General features: G+C 62.3%; 14 protein-coding genes. 2 read left to right on the top strand and 12 right to left on the bottom strand.

Annotated elements, in window-relative coordinates; translation table 11 throughout:
- Positions 1 to 149: 149 nt before the first annotated feature.
- Entirely contained in the window at positions 150 to 1793 is a 1644-nt protein-coding gene (locus E0L15_RS08590; RefSeq protein WP_168125268.1) for a DAK2 domain-containing protein, read from the bottom strand.
- A gap of 34 nt (positions 1794 to 1827) precedes the next feature.
- Positions 1828 to 2178, bottom strand: a complete 351-nt coding sequence (locus E0L15_RS08585) for an Asp23/Gls24 family envelope stress response protein (RefSeq protein WP_087234398.1) — start codon at positions 2176 to 2178, stop codon at positions 1828 to 1830.
- Between the two features lie 294 nt (positions 2179 to 2472).
- Here E0L15_RS08585 and E0L15_RS08580 point away from each other — a divergent pair, with 294 nt between their 5' ends.
- On the top strand, positions 2473 to 2667 hold the full coding sequence (locus tag E0L15_RS08580) for a hypothetical protein (protein ID WP_087234396.1): 195 nt from the start codon (positions 2473 to 2475) through the stop codon (positions 2665 to 2667).
- A 557-nt stretch (positions 2668 to 3224) separates the two neighbouring features.
- Here the strand turns inward: E0L15_RS08580 and E0L15_RS08575 are convergent.
- The 9 genes from E0L15_RS08575 to aroF all read right to left on the bottom strand — a co-directional run bounded on the left by E0L15_RS08575 (position 3225) and on the right by aroF (position 16097).
- Positions 3225 to 8009, bottom strand: coding sequence for a beta-N-acetylglucosaminidase domain-containing protein (locus E0L15_RS08575; protein WP_168125267.1), 4785 nt, complete (start codon positions 8007 to 8009; stop codon positions 3225 to 3227).
- 314 nt (positions 8010 to 8323) lie between these two features.
- Positions 8324 to 9154 carry a shikimate dehydrogenase gene (locus E0L15_RS08570; protein ID WP_168125266.1) on the bottom strand — a complete coding sequence of 277 codons (831 nt, stop codon included), beginning with the start codon at positions 9152 to 9154 and terminating at the stop codon, positions 8324 to 8326.
- A gap of 2 nt (positions 9155 to 9156) precedes the next feature.
- Complete coding sequence (locus E0L15_RS12650; protein WP_087392368.1) at positions 9157 to 10095, bottom strand: type II 3-dehydroquinate dehydratase; 939 nt, start codon at positions 10093 to 10095, stop codon at positions 9157 to 9159.
- The gene (locus tag E0L15_RS08560) at positions 10092 to 11255 is read right to left on the bottom strand and encodes a bifunctional chorismate mutase/prephenate dehydratase (protein WP_168125265.1); all 1164 of its coding nucleotides are present in this window, start codon (positions 11253 to 11255) and stop codon (positions 10092 to 10094) included. Before E0L15_RS08560 ends, E0L15_RS12650 begins: the two co-directional genes overlap by 4 nt.
- A gap of 101 nt (positions 11256 to 11356) precedes the next feature.
- Positions 11357 to 12403 (bottom strand): chorismate synthase, encoded by a 1047-nt coding sequence (gene aroC, locus E0L15_RS08555; protein ID WP_168125264.1) that lies wholly within the window; start codon positions 12401 to 12403, stop codon positions 11357 to 11359.
- Positions 12400 to 13626 carry a 3-phosphoshikimate 1-carboxyvinyltransferase gene (locus E0L15_RS08550; protein ID WP_168125263.1) on the bottom strand — a complete coding sequence of 409 codons (1227 nt, stop codon included), beginning with the start codon at positions 13624 to 13626 and terminating at the stop codon, positions 12400 to 12402. Before E0L15_RS08550 ends, aroC begins: the two co-directional genes overlap by 4 nt.
- A 12-nt stretch (positions 13627 to 13638) precedes the next feature.
- Positions 13639 to 14700 (bottom strand): 3-dehydroquinate synthase, encoded by a 1062-nt coding sequence (aroB, locus tag E0L15_RS08545; protein ID WP_168125262.1) that lies wholly within the window; start codon positions 14698 to 14700, stop codon positions 13639 to 13641.
- Positions 14701 to 14715: 15 nt separating this feature from the next.
- On the bottom strand, positions 14716 to 15048 hold the full coding sequence (locus tag E0L15_RS08540) for a DUF6054 family protein (RefSeq protein WP_087372020.1): 333 nt from the start codon (positions 15046 to 15048) through the stop codon (positions 14716 to 14718).
- 26 nt (positions 15049 to 15074) lie between these two features.
- Complete coding sequence (gene aroF, locus E0L15_RS08535; RefSeq protein WP_087372017.1) at positions 15075 to 16097, bottom strand: 3-deoxy-7-phosphoheptulonate synthase; 1023 nt, start codon at positions 16095 to 16097, stop codon at positions 15075 to 15077.
- 448 nt (positions 16098 to 16545) lie between these two features.
- Here aroF and E0L15_RS08530 point away from each other — a divergent pair, with 448 nt between their 5' ends.
- Positions 16546 to 17802 carry a competence/damage-inducible protein A gene (locus E0L15_RS08530; protein WP_168125261.1) on the top strand — a complete coding sequence of 419 codons (1257 nt, stop codon included), beginning with the start codon at positions 16546 to 16548 and terminating at the stop codon, positions 17800 to 17802.
- Between the two features lie 204 nt (positions 17803 to 18006).
- Here the strand turns inward: E0L15_RS08530 and E0L15_RS12570 are convergent.
- Positions 18007 to 18637, bottom strand: a 631-nt coding sequence (locus tag E0L15_RS12570) for a TrkA C-terminal domain-containing protein (RefSeq protein ID WP_279280553.1), incomplete at its 5' end; no start/stop codon positions are given.

Here is an 18637-nt window from a genome sequence, read left to right as displayed (position 1 = left end):
ATTCCCGCCACACTCCCCCGTATACCATGTAGTATATGCGCTTGGGGGTGAAAAGTTGCGTGAAATATGGAGAATCATTTTTTGCAGGAAAAAAGAAAAACCCGGCGGCGCAGCGTCAGCTGCACCGCCGGGTTGGAGTGTTTTGGCCGTTATTCCGCGGAAATCATATAGTAGTACACGGGCTGGCCGCCGCTGAGCAAGGTGATCTCAGCGTTGGGGCACAGGCGCTGGAACAGGGCCAGGGCCTTGCCGGCGGACTCCTCGTCCACATCCTCGCCGTAGAAGATGTTGATGAACTCTGCCGTTTGCTGGGTCTCGGCCTGGGCCAGATTCTCCAGCAGCTCCTCCATGGACTTGGCGGTGCCGAACAGCTGGCCGTCGCTGAGGGCCATGTAGTCGCCCTCCTGGATGGCGAAGCCGTCGAAGTCGGAGTTGCGGGCGGCGTAGGTCACCTCGCTGGTGTGCACGTGGCTCATGGCCTCGGTCATGGCGTCCACGTTGTCCTGCACCGGACCCTCGGGGTCCATCACCAGCAGGGTGGAGATGCCCTGGGGCACGGTGCGGGTGGGGATGACCACCACTTCCCGGCCCTCAATGAGGCCCACACACTGCTGAGCTGCCATGATGATGTTCTTGTTGTTGGGCAGCACGAACACGGTCTCGGCGGGGGTGCGGGCGATCTCCCGCAGAATGTCCTCGGTGGAGGGGTTCATGGTCTGGCCGCCGGAGATGATGCCATCCACGCCCAGGTCCCGGAACACGGAGGCCAGGCCGCCGCCGGCGCACACGGCCACCACGCCGTACTTCTTCTCGGCGGGGACGATACCGGGCTCTTCCTCCTGGGCCTCCTTGGCCTCTTCCAGAATCTCGGTGTGCTGCTCCCGCATGTTCTCAATCTTCACGGTGAGCAGAGCGCCGTAGGTCAGGGCCTCTTCCAGCACGCGGCCGGGGTGGTTGGTGTGGACGTGGACCTTGATGATCTCGTCGTCGTCCACCAGCACCAGGCTGTCGCCCATGCCATTGAGGAAGGAGCGCAGCAGCTGGGGGTCCTTGGTGTTGTCCCGGGAGCAGATGAACTCGGTGCAGTAGCCGAAGGTGATGTCTCCGGTCTCAAAGGTGGCGAAATCCGCCTTGTCCTTGGCCTTGGGGGCGTCGTCCTCGCCGCCCTGGGGAGCGGGAATACCCCGCATCTCGTCCAGCATACCCTGGAGAATGATGAGGAAGCCCTTACCACCGGCATCCACCACGCCCGCCTTCTTCAGCACGGGGTTCTGGTTGATGGTCTCAGCCAGGGCCTCCTGGCCGTGGGCGATGGCAGCCTCCAGCACGTGCTCGGCGCTGTTCTGCTCCTGGGCGGCCTCAGCGGCAGCCTTGGCGGCCAGGCGGGAGACGGTGAGGATGGTGCCCTCGGCAGGCTTCATGACGGCCTTGTAGGCGGCGGACACGCCCTCGTGGAGGGCGGCAGCCAGGGCCACACCGTCGGCGGTGTCATGGTCCTTCAGGGCCTTGGACACGCCGCGGAAGAGCAGGGAGAGGATGACGCCGGAGTTGCCACGGGCGCCCCGCAGCAGGGCGGAGGCGTTGGTGGCGGCAGCCTGGGCCACGGTGGTGGCGGGCTTTTTCTTGGCCTCAGCGGCGGCGGTGCCAATGGTCAGGGACATGTTGGTGCCGGTGTCGCCGTCGGGCACAGGGAAGACGTTGAGCTCGTTGATGCTCTGTTTCTGGGCGTTGATGGAGGCAGCAGCGTGCACCACCATGCGCTGAAACAATGCGCCGTCAATGATGTCGATCATAATGTTAGCAAATTCCTTTCTATCAGCGCTGGCCTTAGCCGATGACCATGGAGTCTACGCACACGGAGACGCTGCGCACTTCCACGCCGGTGAGGCGGTTGACGTTGTACTTGACTTCACTTTGGATGGAGCGGCTCACGGCCACCAGATTGACCCCGTTGTCCACGATGATGTGTAGCTCAATGGACACGGAATCGTCCTCGTGATAGACCAGCTTCACGCCTTTGGACATGGACTCCCGGCGGAGCAGATGGACCAGGCCGTCGGTCTTGGAACGGAAGGCCATCCCTTTCACGCCGTAGCAGCTGGTAGCCACAGCGCCGGTGATGTTGCTGAACACTTCGCTGGCAATGCGGATGCGGCCGATTTCAGTTTGTATCTTCATGGAACCCTTCCTTTCTATGGTAAGAGTGGGAAATGTGTGGTCAAGACAAAGCTTTAGTCAATACATTGTATTCCATTTTGGAGGAAAAAACAAGGGGAGTTTTCCCACATAGGCGGGGGAAAGGATGGAAAATTTCAAGAGAAATTCCCGGTTTCTGGTGCAATTTGTGGAAGGAGGCCTGTGGGGCCGGAGAGGCGGGAAAGGGAATTGTGAATTTTTTTCAAATCCCATTGTTTTTTGCACGCAAATCGTGTAAACTATGACGTACCGAAACACACAAGGGAGGGACTGAACATGAAAGTCATCCGCTTTATCTTGAAGGCAGCCGCCGTGGCTATGGCCGTGAGCGCCGTGGTATGCTTGGTGATGGCATACTGGGACAAGATCGTGGACACATTCTACGCCATTGCCGACAAGGTGGAGGAGAAGAAGGCCAACTGCTGCTTCTGTTCCTCCGAGTACGACGATTACGAGGATATCGACCTGTAAGAGCCGACAAGGAGCGGGCCGCTGAACCATCAGCGGCCCACTTTTTTGGCAATGAATCATGAAAAATGAATAATGAAGAATGCAAGCCCTGAAGATTGCCGCATATCTTGGGTTGCTGGGCGTAGGGGAGGGGCTTGCCCCTCCCGAATCTTCCCCCTGGTATGCTCCAGGCTTTTCGGGCCGGGCAAGCCCGGCCCCTACCACAGCGCAACAGGAAGGTGCGGCAAACGTTCCCGATACCTGCCAGCCTCAAAGCCTCCCTCAGGGAGGGAGGTGGCATGGCGTAGCCATGACGGAGGGAGATTGTAGCAAAGGCTTAAAATTTTTGGCGCAATAGGCGGAGAGTACCAGAGTGTCCGGAACGTCTGGTGCAGGTCTATGCTGTGTGCAAACCTACAGTGCAGCCGCCCGCATGCTCCCTCAGTCTGCTGACGCAGACAGCTCCCTCCCGGAGGGAGCCGATAGGGTGCGGCACACCATCATGATTCACTCTTCGTTATTCATTTGCAAAAAAGACCGGGGGGAAGCAAATTGCTTCCCCCCGGAGCTTTTTTGCATTAGCTGCGGCGCTTGCGGGTCACGTAGGCGGCGCCGGTGAGCAGGCTCACAGAGCCAGCCAGAGCAGCCACGTACACCATCAGCTGAGCGGAGTCGCCAGTCTGAGGCACGTTCTCGGGCTTCTGGGTGGTCTGGGGCTTGTCGGTGGTCTCGGGAGCGCCACCGGCGGTGAGGCCGTCCATAGCAGCGGACAGAGCGGCGACCGCGTTGTCCACAGTGGCCTGATCGTCCTCGGACAGGGTCTCGTCAGCCAGCACGGACTGAGCGGTGGCCAGGGCGGAGCGGAACACGGCCACGGACTCGGCGGTGTAGCCGGTCAGGTCGATGCTCTCAGCCTTGCCGATGAGGTCTTCCAGGATGGACTTGTCGGCCTTGTAGCGCTGGGCCAGGATGGCGTTCATCAGGTCTTCCACAGCGGTCTCCACGTCGCCCTGGAGGGCGTCGCCGTCGTCCATGACCTTCTGGCCGGCGTTCAGAGCGTCCAGCAGCTCCTGCCAGTGGTCCTGCACGTACTTGCTCTGGTTGGCGACCATGGTCTCAGCCTTGGCGATGAGCACTTCCAGAATGTCCTTGTTGCCCTGCTTCAGGCCCAGGGACCAGATGCCAGTGAGCAGGTTGTCCCAAGCGGTGTTCACCTGCTCCTGGGTGGCGTTGGGGTCGTCCAGCACGGTCTTGGCCTCGTCCAGGGCCTTCTGGAAGATGGCCACGGCGGAGTCCACCACGCCGGTGGTGTCCAGGGTCACAGCGTAGTCGTAGGTGGCCTGGAGCAGAGCCTTGTTGGCCTCCTGGCCGGGCTGATCGGGCACACGGGCCTCCACAGCGTCGTTCATGGCCTCCACGGCGGTGTTCAGGGCCTCCTGGGTCACGGGCTCACCCAGGGTGTTGTCAGCCAGAATGGCCTCCACAGCGGCGATGGCGTCGTTGAGGGCGGCGATGGACTCGGCGGTGTAGCCGGGCTCAGCGGCAGCGGCCTTGGCCTCGTCCACCTGAGGCTGCACGCCGTAGGTGTTCAGAGCCACGAAGCGGTCGCCCTTGACCTCGATCTCGTTGAGGTAGATGCCGTCGGTGTAGGCGATGCGGAAGGCGGTGACACCCTTGAGCTGGTTGGCGTGATAGGTGCGGGAGCCGCTGTTGCTCAGGTCGGCATCATGCTCCAGCAGGGTCTCGCCATCGGCGGTGACGGCATACACGCTCACGCCGTCCCAAGTGCCCAGGGCGTTGTACAGCACCAGGTCGTTGGCCTTGACGCTCTCGTAGACGTTGTACACCACTTCGCCCTCGCCGGAGGTCTGCACGAAGCTCATCACGTCACGGTCGGTGAGCTTGGCCTCGCCCACGCCGTTGACGGTGGCCATGGCCTTGGCCTGGGTGGACACGCCGTGGAACTCGGCGATCTTCAGCCAGTTGGTGGAGCGGGACTCGGTGACGGTGGCACGGATGGCCTTGGCCTGGACGGTATCGAAGCTGACGGAAATGGCACCGCCCACAAAGTCGTCGCTGTCCACGATACCCACAGAGATCCACTCGCCGTCGGCGTTCTGGTACTCCAGGTTCACCTTACCCTTCATGGCGTCACCATCGGTGGTGGTGGTGTACTCAATGCGGTCAATGCTGGTCACGGTGTTGTAGGTGACGGTGAGGTGGGTGCCTACGGCCTGGCTGTTGAGCCAGACGAAGGTGGTGTCGTTGTAGTCGTTGATGTTGCTGGTGGGGTAGTTGTTGGGCTCATAGATCTGAGCGCTGGAGGTGACGGAGGCGATGGACACCACCTGAGCGGCGATGGAGACCTGGGTCAGGTCCACGGAAATCTCCTCAGCGGTGTTGTTCATCACGCGCACGTACCGGGCCTGAGTGCCGGCGGCAAAGCCAGTCCAGGTCTTGCCGTCCAGGGAGACCTGGACATTCAGGTCGTCCAGGCCGGACACGGAGGACAGGGCCACCAGCTGGGCCAGGTCGAACTGGACATAGGAGCCGGAGCCCAGAGTCACGGTCTCGCCGTCGGTGACGGTGAAGGTGTTGCCGGACTTGGCCATGGCCCAGCCCTGGGTGTTGGTGTCGGTGTAGACGAAGGGGTCGGAGGCGTCAGTGAAGAAGGAGCCGCCGGCCTGAGTCATGATGTAGCGGGCGAAGGGCAGGATGTAGAGGTTGCCGGGGCTGGTGACATAGTTGCTGATGGTCTGGCTGGTGCCCTGGCCCTCCAGGCTCTCCACCTTGTACTTCTCCAGGGTGTCAATGCCGTTGGAGAGGTAGATGGCGTTCATCAGGTGATCGAAGCGCTGGCTCTCCTCGCCATACATGGCCTGGATGCAGTCGATGATGATCTGGCTCATGTCATTGAGGCGGTACACCCAGGGGCGAATCTCCTCTTCCAGGTTCACCAGCTTGGAATCATCGCTGTCCTTGAGGGTGAGAATGAGCTGGCAGGAATCCACGATCTTCTGCATCTCCTCCAGCACGGCCGGATAGTTGGAGCTGTCCGACTTGTAGGCGTTGAAGACGGAGTTGATATTGGTGTGGTCCTGGTTCTTGGCAGCGTGGCTGGCAAACACACGCAGGGCCTCCTGCATGGCGGGGTCATCGGTGTAGGAGGCAAAGGACTCCTCCCAGTTGCTCTGGACATCGAAGTTGGCGGTGTTCCAGGTGTAGTCGGCCACACCGTACAGGGCCACCTTGCTGGCTTCCGCCTGGTTCATGGGGTTGGACAGGACGCCCAGACTGGCGGTGACGTCCAAATCGGTGGCGTACACGGAGTCCAGACGGTTCATGAGCATCTGGTCGTCAATGTTGTCGTTGACGGGGTAGTTCCACCACATGACGGGCTTCTTACCGGTGTACTGCTGGATCTTCAGCAGGTCGGAGTTGCGGATGGGGGACCACACGCCGGAGCCGGTCATCATCATGATGACGTTGTTGCCCTGGTTGGCCTCACGGAAGGCGCCCAGGTTGGTCTCCAGCTGAGAGGAGGAGCCAAAGCCCAGGGCGTAGAAGCTGGGCACGTAGTAGGTGCCGGCCACGTGATCGGCGGGATCCTCGGAGCCGTTGTACTTGTCCTCCAGGCGGCGCTGGAGCTCGGCCATCATGTAGGCCTGGTTCTCAGAGCCACGCAGAGCCACACCGGTGTCGATGTCGTCCACAAACACGCCGAACTGGCGCACGCCCAGATCGTACATGTGGGAGAACTTCTCCATGATGTCGTCAATGCCCTGCTCCACGCTGTCACGGTCGGTGAAGTTGATGCCGTTTTGCATGGCGGGGTGGATGGACCAGGCAAAGGAGATGTTGTTCTCGGCGGCAGCGGCGGTGATGGTGCGCATGTCGTCCTGGGTCATCATGCCGTAGAAGCGCTGCTCGTCGGTGATCTCGGTGGGATACTCATCCCGCCAGTTGCCCAGGTGATAGGGGTCGCCCTTGGGGCCGTAGACGAAGGTGTTCATCTTGTTGTCTTCCATGTACTCGAACAGGGAGAGAATGTCCTCCACAGAGTACACCTTGCCATAGAAGCCCTCGACGATGCCGCGGTACTGCATGTTGGCATAGTCCTCGATGGTGGCGCAGGTCAGCTGCTGACCGGCCACGGTCTCCATGGCGTCGTCTAGGGTGGCCAGGCCGTAGTACACGGCGTCGTCGTCCTCACCCAGGATGGTCACGCGGCCATTGGAGTTGATGTCCACAAAGTGGGCGTCATACTTGGTCTCGCTGGCCACAAACAGGTCGTCGGAGTAGCCGGTGGTGTTGGTGTCCACGTTCTCAGTAGAGCCGTGCAACCCTAACGCCAGGGTGCTCTCCTCATAGTTCTCGGTGACGGTGTAGGACACGCCCTGCTTGTCCATGATCTCCTGCACCCGGCCCTTGGTAACATCGGTGATGCCGGACTCATAGTAGACCTTGACGTTGTCAAAGTCGATGAGGTTGTACTGCATCTCCAGCTTCTGGGGGGTGGGGTTGAGGTCATAGGTGTTGTCCAGATCGGTCTGGGACAGAATGGTCACGGGAATCTCCACGTCGGCGCTGTTGCCCAGGTAGGAGACCGTGGCGGTGAGGGTGGCCTGGGTGGTGGTCTCAGGCAGGGTCACCTTCAGCATTCCGTACTCCACAGTGAGGTAGGGAGAGTCGCTCTTCCAGGTGACGGAGGCGCCGTAGTCGGTGCTCTCCACCAGAGACACATCCCGGCTCAGAGCGTTCCACTTCTGGGCGTTCTCCAGCTGGGTCTTGGCCTGGCCGAAGACGAAGTCCCAGGTGTTGTTGTACACTTCCATCTCGTAGATGGACACGCAGGTCCAGATGTCAGGGAAGTTCTCGGTGACATACACCCGGACATAGCGGGCGGTCACCTCGTCAAAGGTGAGGGTGCGGGTCTCCTCGGGCTGGCCGTCGGTGATGTTGGCCACGCCACGCCACTCATTGCCGTCGTCGGAGACCTGGACCTTGTAGGCCTTGCCGCCGGACTTCTCCCAGAACAGACGGACGCAGTTGAAGGTGGTGGGCTCGCCGAAGTCCAGGCGCAGCCACTGGGGATTGTTCTCCACAGAGCCGCTGGACCAGCGGGTGTCCATGTTGCCGTCGTTGGCCTTCTCCTGGGTGAAGTTGCTGGTCTCGTTGGCGGACGAGGCGGCGGTGGCCTTGAGGGCCAGGTTGGGGCTGGTCGCCTCATTGGCGAGGGTGGCAGCGGAGTTGGTGATCTCGTCGGCCTGGGTCTGAGGCAGGGCAGCGGCATAGCTGACCGTGGACAGACACATGGCACACACGGTGACCAGAGCGCCGACTTTTTTGGTAATCTTGCGCATGGTTGATGTTCCTCCTATTCTCCTTAAGTGAAGATGTACGGGACAATTTGGGGGATGTATCACCTCCTGATGGGACAAGATGGACGCCGTGGGGAACTCCCACGGTAGAGGTACCGACGAAAAAGACCAGACGACACCAAAGGGGCCCATATCACAGAGATACGCCCCCTTTCGGTTCATCTGGTTTTGCCCATACGGTAACAATCCTTCTTGTTGTTCACTTGCTACCAGTATACCACTGGATATGGAAAAAGTAAACAAAAGAAGGATTGTTATATCTCATGAAACTGTATGAATTATATTGTCCATTCTGTCTATACCAGCCCCAGCCGGGCGAATACCACTTGGGCCAGTTCATACCGGGGCAGAGGCCGGTCTAAGAAGTATTCCAGGGCGAAAATGGCCTGATAGATGAGCATGGGCAGGCCGTTGCAGGTCTTGAGGCCCCGGGTCTGGGCCTGACGCAGCAATTCGGTGCAGGCGGGGTAGTAGATGAGGTCCATCACCCCGGCGTCACGGGGAAGGGCATCCAGGAAGGAGAAGTCCTCAAACTGGTGGGGGCAGTCGTCCATGCCCAGGTTGGTGCAGTTGATGACCAGTTGAGACTGGGAGCACACCTGGGAGAGGGTGCTGGGGTCGAAGCCCACGGGGATGAGGGTGCCGGAGGCATCCAGCTGGCACAGCTGGTGGGCCTTGGGCAGGGTGCGGTTGCACACCCAGATGCGCTCGGCCTTGGTCTGGGCCAGGCGCAGGGCCACCGCCCGGGCAGCGCCCCCCGCCCCCAGCAGTACCACCTGCCGGGCGGGCCACATGCCCATATGCACCAGGGACTCCAGACAGCCGTCCCCGTCGGTGTTGTGGCCGATCCACTGACCATCCCGGCGGCAGACGGTGTTCACTGCCCCGTACAGCTCCACTTCCTCCCCCAGCTGGTCCATCAGGGGCACCAGGTCCTCCTTGTGGGGCATGGTGGCGTTGAAGCCGGTGATGCCTTGGACCTCAGCCTGGGCCAGGTACTGGGCCACCTCCCCCTTTTTCACCAGGTGGGGGGTGTAGGGAATGTCCAGCCCCAGGTAGTCCAGCATGGTGGTCTGGATGATGGGGGATTTGGAGTGGAAGATGGGATCACCGATGACTTGCAGCATGGTTATTGTCCCCCTTTGAGGAAGAAGTCCATGGCCCGCAGGTAGCCCTGAAGGCCCAGGCCGTAGATCTGGCCCACACAGCCCGAGGCGGTGACGGACACCGAGCGGAAGGGCTCCCGGGCGTGGATGTTGCCGATGAGCACCTCGAAGGCGGGGGTGTTCACCGCCAGCAGGGCGTCCAGAATGGCGTAGGAGTAGTGGGCGTAGGCGCCGGGATTGATGATGATGGCGTCATAGACGCCGTCGGCGGCCTGAATCTGGTCCACAATGTCCCCCTCGTGGTTGGACTGATAGCAGGTGGCGGTGGAGTTATGTACCTTGGCGTACTCCTCGATCATGGTGCACAGAGAGGCGTAATTTTCGTGGTTTTCCCGGCCGTACAGCTCCACATCCCCCTTGCCCAACAGGTTCAGGTTGGGGCCGTTGATGATGAGAAACTTCTTGCCCACCTCGGAGATCTTCTCCAGAATTTCCGCAACGGTGGCCTCCGGTGTGGAAAAGTTCTGGATGATCACGTCGGCGGCGGACAGGTACAGGGGCAGACGGTGGTGGTGGCGCTCCACAAAGGCGTGGTGTCCCTCCTGGGCCAGGGGGCGGCCCTCGGTGTCCAGGCTGGCGCAGATCTCGTCAATGGGGCGGTCCAGGAACACCAGAATGCCGTTGCGGCGCAGGGAGATGACGTTTTTCCGGGACAACACCGCCCCGCCGCCGGTGGCGATGACCAAACCCTCCTGGCTGCTCAGCTGCTCCAGCACCTGGCTTTCCAGGGAGCGGAAGCCCCGCTCTCCGTCCTGGGCGAAGATCTGGGAGATGGTGCGCCCGGTGGTCCCCTCCATCAGCTCGTCGCAGTCCACGAAGGGGCGGCCCAGCTGCTGGGCCAACATATGTCCGGCGGTGGTTTTTCCACAGCCCATCATACCAATGAGGATAATATTCTTCATGCTTCTTCCTCCAAATTCGACACGAAGTTGCCAAGTACCCGGAAGTCTCCGGTGGTCTGGGACAGCTCATGGAGCACATCGGCGATCTCCGGGGTGTTCAGGTTCCCGGTGAACTCCAAGAAGAACATGTACTCCCAGCTGTGCTGGGGCAGGGGGCGGGATTCCAGCTTCACCATGTTCAGGCCGTGGACGGCGAAGATGGTGAGAATCTCGTGGAGGGAGCCCGCCTCATGGGGGAGGAGAAAGACGGTGCTGATCTTGTCAGCGCCCTCCCGCAGCTCCACCTGGGGAGAGACCACCACAAAGCGGGTGGTGTTGTGGGGGTTGTCGTTGGTGGGACAGACCAGGATGTTCAGCCCGTAGATCTGGGCGGCTCGGGCCGAGCACAGGGCGGCTTTGGTCACATCGCCGCTCTCGGCTACCATCTTGGCCGACCCGGCGGTGTCCGACTGGGTCATGGGCCGCCAGTTGGGGTGTTGGCTTAGAAATTTGGCGCTTTGCAGCAGTCCCTGTTCGTGGGAGTACACGTGGGTGATGGTGTCCAAAGTGGCCCCAGGCAGGGCCATGAGGCAGTGGTCCACCTTCACTGTGGTCTCCCCCACCAGGAAGAAATCGTATTCCGACAGCAGATCGTAGATTTGGCGGATGGCGCCGGTGGAGCTATTTTCAATGGGGAGCACCGCATAGTCCGCCCGGCCCTCTTTCAGGGCCAGAAAGGTGTCCTCAAATTGGGGCAGCCCGGTGGCCTGGACCCCTTCGCCAAAGAAGTTGACACAGGCCTGCTCACTGTACGCCCCAGGCTCGCCCTGGAACACCACCCGGGGGTTCTGGATGGGCTCCCGTATCTGGGACAGGGCCTGGACAAACCGGGGAACGCCGGGGTTATCCGCCCGTTCTCTTGTCAGGTCCCGCTGTTGGCGGCGGGAGATGGACATCATGGTCTGAAAGAGGGTGGTGACGCCGGGGCGCAGGTCCCCCTCCACCAGACGGGCCTTGTCCTGGAGCACCTGGCGCTCTCTCTGAGCGTCCAGCACCGGGATGCCTCGCTCCAGCTTGTACTGGCCCACCTGTCCGGTCACCGCCATGCGCTGGCGGAACAGCTCTACCATCTGTCGGTCAATGCGGTCGATTTCCTCTCTATACTGCTGCAATTCATCCATGGGAATGGCCTCCAATGAAAATCCGTGCCGCTATGCGGCACACCACAATTCTTCATTATTCATTCTTAATTCTTCGTTTTTCCGGCCTGAACGGCCGGAAATTATATTCCCAGCAGCTGGCAGGCGGCCAGGGCTGCGGCGGCCTCAATGACGGGGACCGCCCGGGGGACCACACAGGGGTCGTGCCGCCCCTGGAGCTCCAGCTCCGCATGTTCCATGCGGTTCATATCAATGGTAAATTGGGTGCGGGCAATGGAGGGGGTGGGGCGCATGGTCACCTCGAACACCAGGGGCATGCCGTTGGTGATGCCGCCGTTGATGCCGCCCGCACAGTTCTGCTCCGCTCCCACCTGGCCTTGTTCGTCCACGTACAGGGGGTCGTTGGCCTCGGAGCCCCGCATGAGGGAGAAGGCGGTGCCAGCGCCGAAGGCCACCGCCTTGACAGCGGGAACCGCAAACAGGTACTGGGAGAAGATGCCCTCGGCGTTCTCCCCGAAGTCAGGGGAGCCGTATCCGGCGGGGAGTCCGAACACCCCGCACTCGATGGAGCCGCCCACGGAGTCCTGGTCCTCCTTGGCCTCCAAAATGGCCTCCTGCATCTCCTGGCCCTTCTCATCGTTGAGTACCGGGAAGTCCTTGTCCGCCACCCCTTTCAGGGTGTCCCAGTCCTCCAGGGCCTCGTCGTTGACCCCGTAGATGGAGCTGATGTGGGCCCCCACGGTGATGCCACGCTGGGCCAGAATCTGCTTGGCGATGGCCCCGGCAAACACCAGGGGAGCGGTGAGCCGCCCGGAGAAGTGGCCGCCGCCCCGGTAGTCGTTGAAGCCCTGGTAGCGGACGTGGGCGGGGTAGTCGGCGTGGCCGGGCCGGGCCAGGTCACGGGTTTTGCTGTAATCCGCCGAGCGGGTGTCGGTGTTGGCGATCATGGCGCACAGAGGGGACCCGGTGGTCTTGCCCTCAAACACCCCGGAGAGCACCTGTACCTGGTCGGCCTCCTTGCGGGCGGTGGCCAGGGGGGACTTGCCGGGGGCCCGGCGGGCCATGTCTTTCTCGATGGCGGCCCAGTCCAGCTCCAGCCCGGCGGGCACCCCTGTGAGGGTGACGCCAATGGCGGGGCCGTGGGATTCGCCGAAAATGGTATAGTTCATAGGATTTCCTCGCTTTTTACAATGGTTCCACCCAGCTTCTCATAGACCTCCCAGAAGTCGGGGAAGGATTTGGCCACACACTGAGCACCTGTGAGGGTGATGGGGGCCTCACACCGGGTGGCGGCCATGGCAGCCATCATGGCGATGCGGTGGTCGTTGTGGCAGGGGACGGTGACGCCCCCGGCGAACTGGGCTATACCCCGGATGGTGAGCCCTTCGGAGAGCTCCTCCACCTGGGCGCCCAGTTCATTGAGGACCTGGGAGGTGGTGGCCAGTCGGTCGCTCTCCTTGATGCGCAGCCGGGCCGCCCCCACAATGTGGGTGGTCTTCCCCTCCAGCCCAGCGGCCAGAGCCGCCAGGGGGGGAACCAGGTCGGGACACTGGCTCACGTCCAAGGTGACGGTGTGTTCCGGCCCGGTGAGCTGCTCATAGAAGGAGACGATGCGCCGGTCTCCCTGGGGGGAGTGGGGGTCCAGGCCCTGGATGTCCAGGTCATTGCCCAGCCCCAGCCCGGCGTAGAAAAAGCCCGCCTGGGACCAGTCCGCCTCCACGCTGCCCTGAATGGGGGAGTAGTGTTGGCCGCCGGGGATGGTGTACCCGTCTAGGACAATGCCCGCCTGGTGGAGGGCCTGCCGGGTCATGGCCACGTAGTCCTCCGACTCCAGGGGGGAGGTGAGGGTGATGGTGGAGGTGCCCTCCACCAGGGGCAGGGCGTACAGCAGCCCGGTGACGAACTGGCTGGACACGTTGCCCGGCAGGGGGTAGTCCCCTGGGGGGAGCTGGCCCTGCACGGTGAGCACCCCGTCTTCCAGGGTGTAGGAGATGCCTTTGGCATCGAAGAGATCAAAGTAGGGCTTTTGGGGCCGCTCCATCAGCCGCCCCTGTCCGGTGAACACGCCCCCGCCCGCCACCGCCAGGGCGATGGGGATGAGAAAGCGGAGGGTGGAGCCGGACTCCCCGCAGTCCAGGCGGGGAAGGGAAGGGGTGGGGCGGTTCATGGTGAGGCCCTGCACCGTCAGGGTGGACTCGGACCAGGTGAAGGAGGCACCCAGGGCCTCCATACACCGGATGGTGGCCAGAATGTCCTGGGATGGGGCCACGTGGGTGAGCACGCTCTCCCCAGAGGCCAGGGCGGCGGCGATGATGAGCCGGTGAGCCTGGCTTTTGGAGGGAGGAGGCGTGACGGGGCCGTGAAGCTTGGTGGGGGTGATGGTGACGTTCATAGCAATACCTCGTTACAGCATCTCCAGCAGCTGCTGTTTCAAAATGGGGTAGGCCAGGGCGTGGCCGGGTCGGTCCAGGAGGATGAGGGAGAGGGAGGAACCCGCCCCCTTCTTGTCCAGGCCGATGGCGGCGGCGTAGTCCGCCTGGGAACAGGGAATGGCGGTGGGCAGGCCGAAGGCCTCCACCAGTTGGGCGATGTCCGGGGCCAGGTGGGCGGGGGTGAGGCCCAGGGCGGTGCCCAGTTGGGCGGCCCGAACCATCCCGGCGGCCACGGCCTGGCCGTGGGTGTAGGTGGTGTAGTGGCCCGCCAGCTCATAGGCGTGGCCCAGGGTGTGGCCGAAGTTGAGAATCATCCGCCGCCCGGTGTCCAGCTCGTCCTCGGCTACCACCTCCGCCTTGATGCGGCAGCAGGTGTACAGCACCTGTTCCATGTTGGCCATGATGGCGGAGCGGGAGGGGTTTTGACTCAAAAACTCCAAAAAGCCCTGGTCGGCGATGCAGCCGTACTTGATGACCTCCGCCATGCCGTCGGCAAAGGTCTCGTGGGGCAGGGTACCCAGCACCTCCGGGTCCATGAGCACCAGCCGGGGCTGGTAGAAGGTCCCCGCCAGGTTCTTCCCCTCGGGCAGGTCGATGGCCACCTTGCCCCCCACCGAGGAGTCCACCTGGGCCAGGAGGGTGGTGGGAATCTGGATGAGGGCCACCCCTCGCAGGATGGTGGCGGCGGCAAAGCCCGCCAGGTCCCCCACCACGCCGCCCCCCAGGGCCACCACGCAGTCGGTGCGGGTGAGGCCGAACTGGGCGAAGCTGCTCCACAGACGGGCCAGCTGGTCCGAGCACTTGCTCTGCTCCCCAGCGGGAACCACGAAGGTCTCCACTTGGAACCCGGCCCGGGCCAGGCTGTGGGCCACGGTCTCGCCGTACAGCGGGGCCACGTGGGAGTCGGTGACCAGGGCCACCTTCCGGGCCTGGGGGACCACCGAGCAGATGTAGCCCCCGGCCTGGGGGAGCAGGCCGGGCCTTATGAGAATGTCATACTCCCGTCCGGGGAGGGGGACTGTGAGGGTTCGCATGGGGGATATCTCCTCTCAGAGTTTGTCGATGGCCTGGGCCAGAGTGTCCAAAAAGGCCTCCTCGCCCCAGGTGTTGAGCTTGAAGAACATGGCCTGACTGCCGCCGGCGGTGATGGCGGTCAGGCGCAGCTGGTCGCCCTGTCCCGTGAGGGTCATACACAGGGCCACCCGGTTGCCGCCGGTGTAGCTGTACCGCTCGTACATACGCACGGCGCAGCGGACGTCGCCCATAGTGTACACCGTGCCGTCCTCGTAGGAGGCGGACATGCTGCCGTTTAAGATGGCTTGGTCCAGGGTGCGGAGGACTTGGTCAAAGTTTCCTGTGAGGGTGCGCTCTAACATGGCCATAGTTCATACTCCTCTCTCGTTGTATGTTAGGTGAGGGTTTTGCCCATCAGCTCCACCAGGGGCACCACCTTGTCCATGAGGCGGCGGAACTTCTCGGGGGTCAGGGACTGCTGGCCGTCGCACTTGGCACAGGCGGGGTTGTTGTGCACCTCGATCATCAAACCGTCGGCGCCCACAGCGGCGGCGGCCATGGCCAGGGGCTCCACCATCCAGTACATCCCGGCGGCGTGGGAGGGGTCCACCACGATGGGCAGGTGGCTCATGCGGCGGATGGCGGGGATGGCGGACAGGTCCAAGGTGTTGCGGGTGAAGGTCTCGAAGGTACGCACCCCTCGCTCGCACAAAATCACGTTTTCATTGCCGGCGGCCATGATGTACTCCGCCGACATGATCCACTCCTCGTAGGTGTTGGCCAGGCCCCGCTTGAGCAAAATGGGCTTGGACATCTTGCCCACCTCTTTGAGAAGGTCGAAGTTCTGCATGTTCCGGGCGCCAATCTGCACTAAATCCACCTTTTCCTCGAAGAGCTCGCAGTATTTGGGGCTCATCAGCTCGGTGACGATGGGAAGCCCGGTCTCCGCCTTGGCCTCCAGCAGCAAATCCAGGCCGGGAGTGCCCATGCCCTGGAAGGCGTAGGGGGAGGTGCGGGGCTTGAAAGCGCCGCCCCGCAGCAGGGAGGCCCCGGAGGCCTTCACCGACTGGGCCACGTCAATGATCTGCTCCCGGCTCTCCACCGAGCAGGGCCCGGCGATGACGGTGAATCCACCGCCGCCGATGACGGCGTTGCCAATGCGCACGGCGCTGTCCTCGGGGTGGAACTTCCGGTTGGCCTTCTTATATGGCTCCTGAACCCGCATCACCCGGTCCACGTCCTGGTGGATGGTGAGTTTGTCCTGGTCAATTTGGGAGGTGTCTCCCACCAGGCCCAGAATGGAGCAGCCCACGCCTTTGGTGATGCTCACCCGCACTTCTGGGTGGTCTGTCTCCAGCTGGTGGGCCAGAGCCTGGATGGTATCTTGGGTGGCAGAGGGTTTCATCACGATAACCATACGTTGTTCATCCTTTCTGTTTGGCAGTTGGGAACGCCCGGGAAGAGAGAGCAGTACAACGAAGCTGTGCCTCATCCAGAGGCCCCTGAAATGAAAAACCGCCCATTGACTGCCAAATGCGTCAATGAGCGTTCCGTTTCGGTATGTTCGATTCTGCCCCCATAAAGATGGGTGCGGAATGCCTCACTCATGTGCCGCATTTCTCCATGCCAAAATAGCCGTACCCGGTAAATCGAGTAAAGCCATAATAAGCCATGAAGTTGTGGGCAGACAGACGGGCCATTGCTGTAAACCTCGTTTCATTCAAGTGAGGCCATTATAGACCACACAGCCAGAAAATGCAAGCCTTTTTTTCTGGTGCGCTAAAGTGAGAAAGATGCAGGGCATTGACAAGGGGGTGGAACCAGGAATAGGATAGCAGCAAAGACCACAGGAGGGAGCACCAAACATGGAACATCGCGTAGAATTGCTGGCAGTGGGCACCGAGCTGCTGCTGGGCAACATTTTGAATACCAACGCCCGGGATTTAAGCCAGCTCTTATCTGGGCTGGGCCTCAACGTCTACCACCACACCGTGGTGGGGGACAACCCCGCCCGCCTGGCCCAGGCGGTGGAGATCGCCAAAGGCCGGGCAGACATCCTTATCACCACCGGGGGGCTGGGGCCCACCTGCGACGACTTGACCAAAAAGGTGGTGGCGGGGGCTTTTGGACTCCCACTGGAGTTCCACCCCGAGTGTGAGCAGAGCATCCGGGACTACTTTGCCAAGTCCGGGCGCACCATGACGGCCAATAACCTCCAGCAGGCCTATCTGCCAAAGGGGTGCACGGTGCTGGAAAACCGCTGGGGCACCGCTCCGGGCTGTGCCTTCTGCGTGGATGGGGTACATGTGGTGATGCTCCCCGGCCCGCCCCGGGAGTGTCTGCCCATGTTCCGGGAAGAAGTGACCCCGTATCTGGCCCAGCTCACCCAGGGGGTCATTCACTCCCGCACCCTGCGCATTTTCGGCCTGGGGGAGTCGGGGGTGGAGCAGCTGCTCCGGGACAAGATGAACGCCCTGACAAATCCCACCCTGGCCCCCTACGCCAAGGAGGGAGAGGTGGAGCTGCGCATCACCGCCAAGGCGGAAAGCGTGGAGAAGGCCAAAGAGATGATCACCCCGGTGGAGCAAGAGGTCCGGGACATCCTGGGGGACCAGGTCTACGGGGCGGATGTGACCTCCCTGGAAGAAGTGGTGGTGCCCATGCTGGCCAAACAGGGCCTGACCCTGGGTACTGCCGAGAGCTGCACCGGGGGCCTCATCGCCAAGCGGGTCACCGACGTGCCCGGGGCCTCGGCGGTGCTCCAGGGCGGCGTGGTGAGCTACACCAATGCCGTCAAGCACAACGTGCTGGGGGTGTCCCAGGAGGTGCTGGACAGCCAAGGGGCGGTGTGCGCCGAGGTGGCCCGACAGATGGCCCAGGGGGCCCGGAAGGTGCTGGGCTGTGACTTGGCGGTGTCCACCACCGGAGTGGCAGGCCCGGACAGCGACGACCGGGGCAACCCGGTGGGGCTGGTGTATGTGGCCCTGGCCACGCCGGACGGCTGTGAGGCGGTGGAGCTGCACCTGGGGGGCGCTGCCCAGCGCCGGGACCGAGTGCGGACCCTGGCGGCCAATCATGCCCTGGATTTGGTGCGGCGATATTGCATATCCCATGGGAAATGAATCATGAATTGTGAATCATGAAGAATTGTGGTGTGCCGTATGGCGGCACGGATATGAAAGCGTGGGGAAGGGGGCTTGTCCCTCCCCTGGTTCAGGAAAACGCCTGAGGCTCGTACCCCATAGTCTCTGCCGAAAGAATATGCAGGCCCTAAAAGCTGGAAACGCTTTCAGGACCTGCATTTTTCATTTTTCATTCTTCGTTTTTCATTTTCTGGCGCTTTGGGCCATGACCAGAATATCTCCGGGCTGGATGACGGTGCTGCCGGTGGGAATGAGGGTGTCAACACCCCGCTTGACCAGAATGACCCGGTGGGCGTGGGCCTGGGGGATCTGGGCCAGGGCCTGGTTGGCGTAGCGGTGGCCACCCTCCACCACCAGCTCAACGAGAGCCAGGTGCTCCCGGCCCTCAAAGCTGCGGGCGGCCAGCACCAGCAGGTCCCCGGGCTCCAGTACGGTGTCACCGGTGGGCACTTCCACCCCGTCCCCCCGCACGATCATGGCCACCAGCAGGTCCCCGGGCAGACGCAGCTGGGAGAGGGATTGCCCGCACCAGGGGTGTCCCGCGTCCACGTGGAGCTTGATGAAGTGGATGTCACTGTCCTCCTGGTAGTCGTTGAAGGTGCGGCCCACGTCGGCGGTGGGGTCCAGCATGGCCAGCTTATGGGCCACGGCGGGCAGCAGAGTGCCCTGGATGGCGATGGAGAGCAGCACCATGCAGAACACCAGGTTAAAGAGGTTGTAGGTGGTCTCCACCCCGCTGAGCACCACCGCAATGGCAAACACGATGGAGGCGGCCCCCCGCAGCCCCGACCAGGCCACCAGAGCCATCTGCTCC

The organism is Pseudoflavonifractor sp. SW1122, assembly GCF_012027765.1.
Taxonomy (GTDB): domain Bacteria; phylum Bacillota; class Clostridia; order Oscillospirales; family Oscillospiraceae; genus Enterenecus; species Enterenecus faecium.
The sequence above is the reverse complement of the archived record's forward strand: the minus strand, read 5'-3'. Positions and strand labels throughout refer to the sequence as shown.

Coding starts and splice junctions, on each gene's coding strand:
- E0L15_RS08590 (WP_168125268.1), bottom strand. CDS start 1,793: ATGATCGACATCATTGACGGCGCATTGTTTCAGCGCATGGTGGTGCAC.
- E0L15_RS08585 (WP_087234398.1), bottom strand. CDS start 2,178: ATGAAGATACAAACTGAAATCGGCCGCATCCGCATTGCCAGCGAAGTG.
- E0L15_RS08580 (WP_087234396.1), top strand. CDS start 2,473: ATGAAAGTCATCCGCTTTATCTTGAAGGCAGCCGCCGTGGCTATGGCC.
- E0L15_RS08575 (WP_168125267.1), bottom strand. CDS start 8,009: ATGCGCAAGATTACCAAAAAAGTCGGCGCTCTGGTCACCGTGTGTGCC.
- E0L15_RS08570 (WP_168125266.1), bottom strand. CDS start 9,154: ATGCTGCAAGTCATCGGTGATCCCATCTTCCACTCCAAATCCCCCATC.
- E0L15_RS12650 (WP_087392368.1), bottom strand. CDS start 10,095: ATGAAGAATATTATCCTCATTGGTATGATGGGCTGTGGAAAAACCACC.
- E0L15_RS08560 (WP_168125265.1), bottom strand. CDS start 11,255: ATGGATGAATTGCAGCAGTATAGAGAGGAAATCGACCGCATTGACCGA.
- aroC (WP_168125264.1), bottom strand. CDS start 12,403: ATGAACTATACCATTTTCGGCGAATCCCACGGCCCCGCCATTGGCGTC.
- E0L15_RS08550 (WP_168125263.1), bottom strand. CDS start 13,626: ATGAACGTCACCATCACCCCCACCAAGCTTCACGGCCCCGTCACGCCT.
- aroB (WP_168125262.1), bottom strand. CDS start 14,700: ATGCGAACCCTCACAGTCCCCCTCCCCGGACGGGAGTATGACATTCTC.
- E0L15_RS08540 (WP_087372020.1), bottom strand. CDS start 15,048: ATGGCCATGTTAGAGCGCACCCTCACAGGAAACTTTGACCAAGTCCTC.
- aroF (WP_087372017.1), bottom strand. CDS start 16,097: ATGGTTATCGTGATGAAACCCTCTGCCACCCAAGATACCATCCAGGCT.
- E0L15_RS08530 (WP_168125261.1), top strand. CDS start 16,546: ATGGAACATCGCGTAGAATTGCTGGCAGTGGGCACCGAGCTGCTGCTG.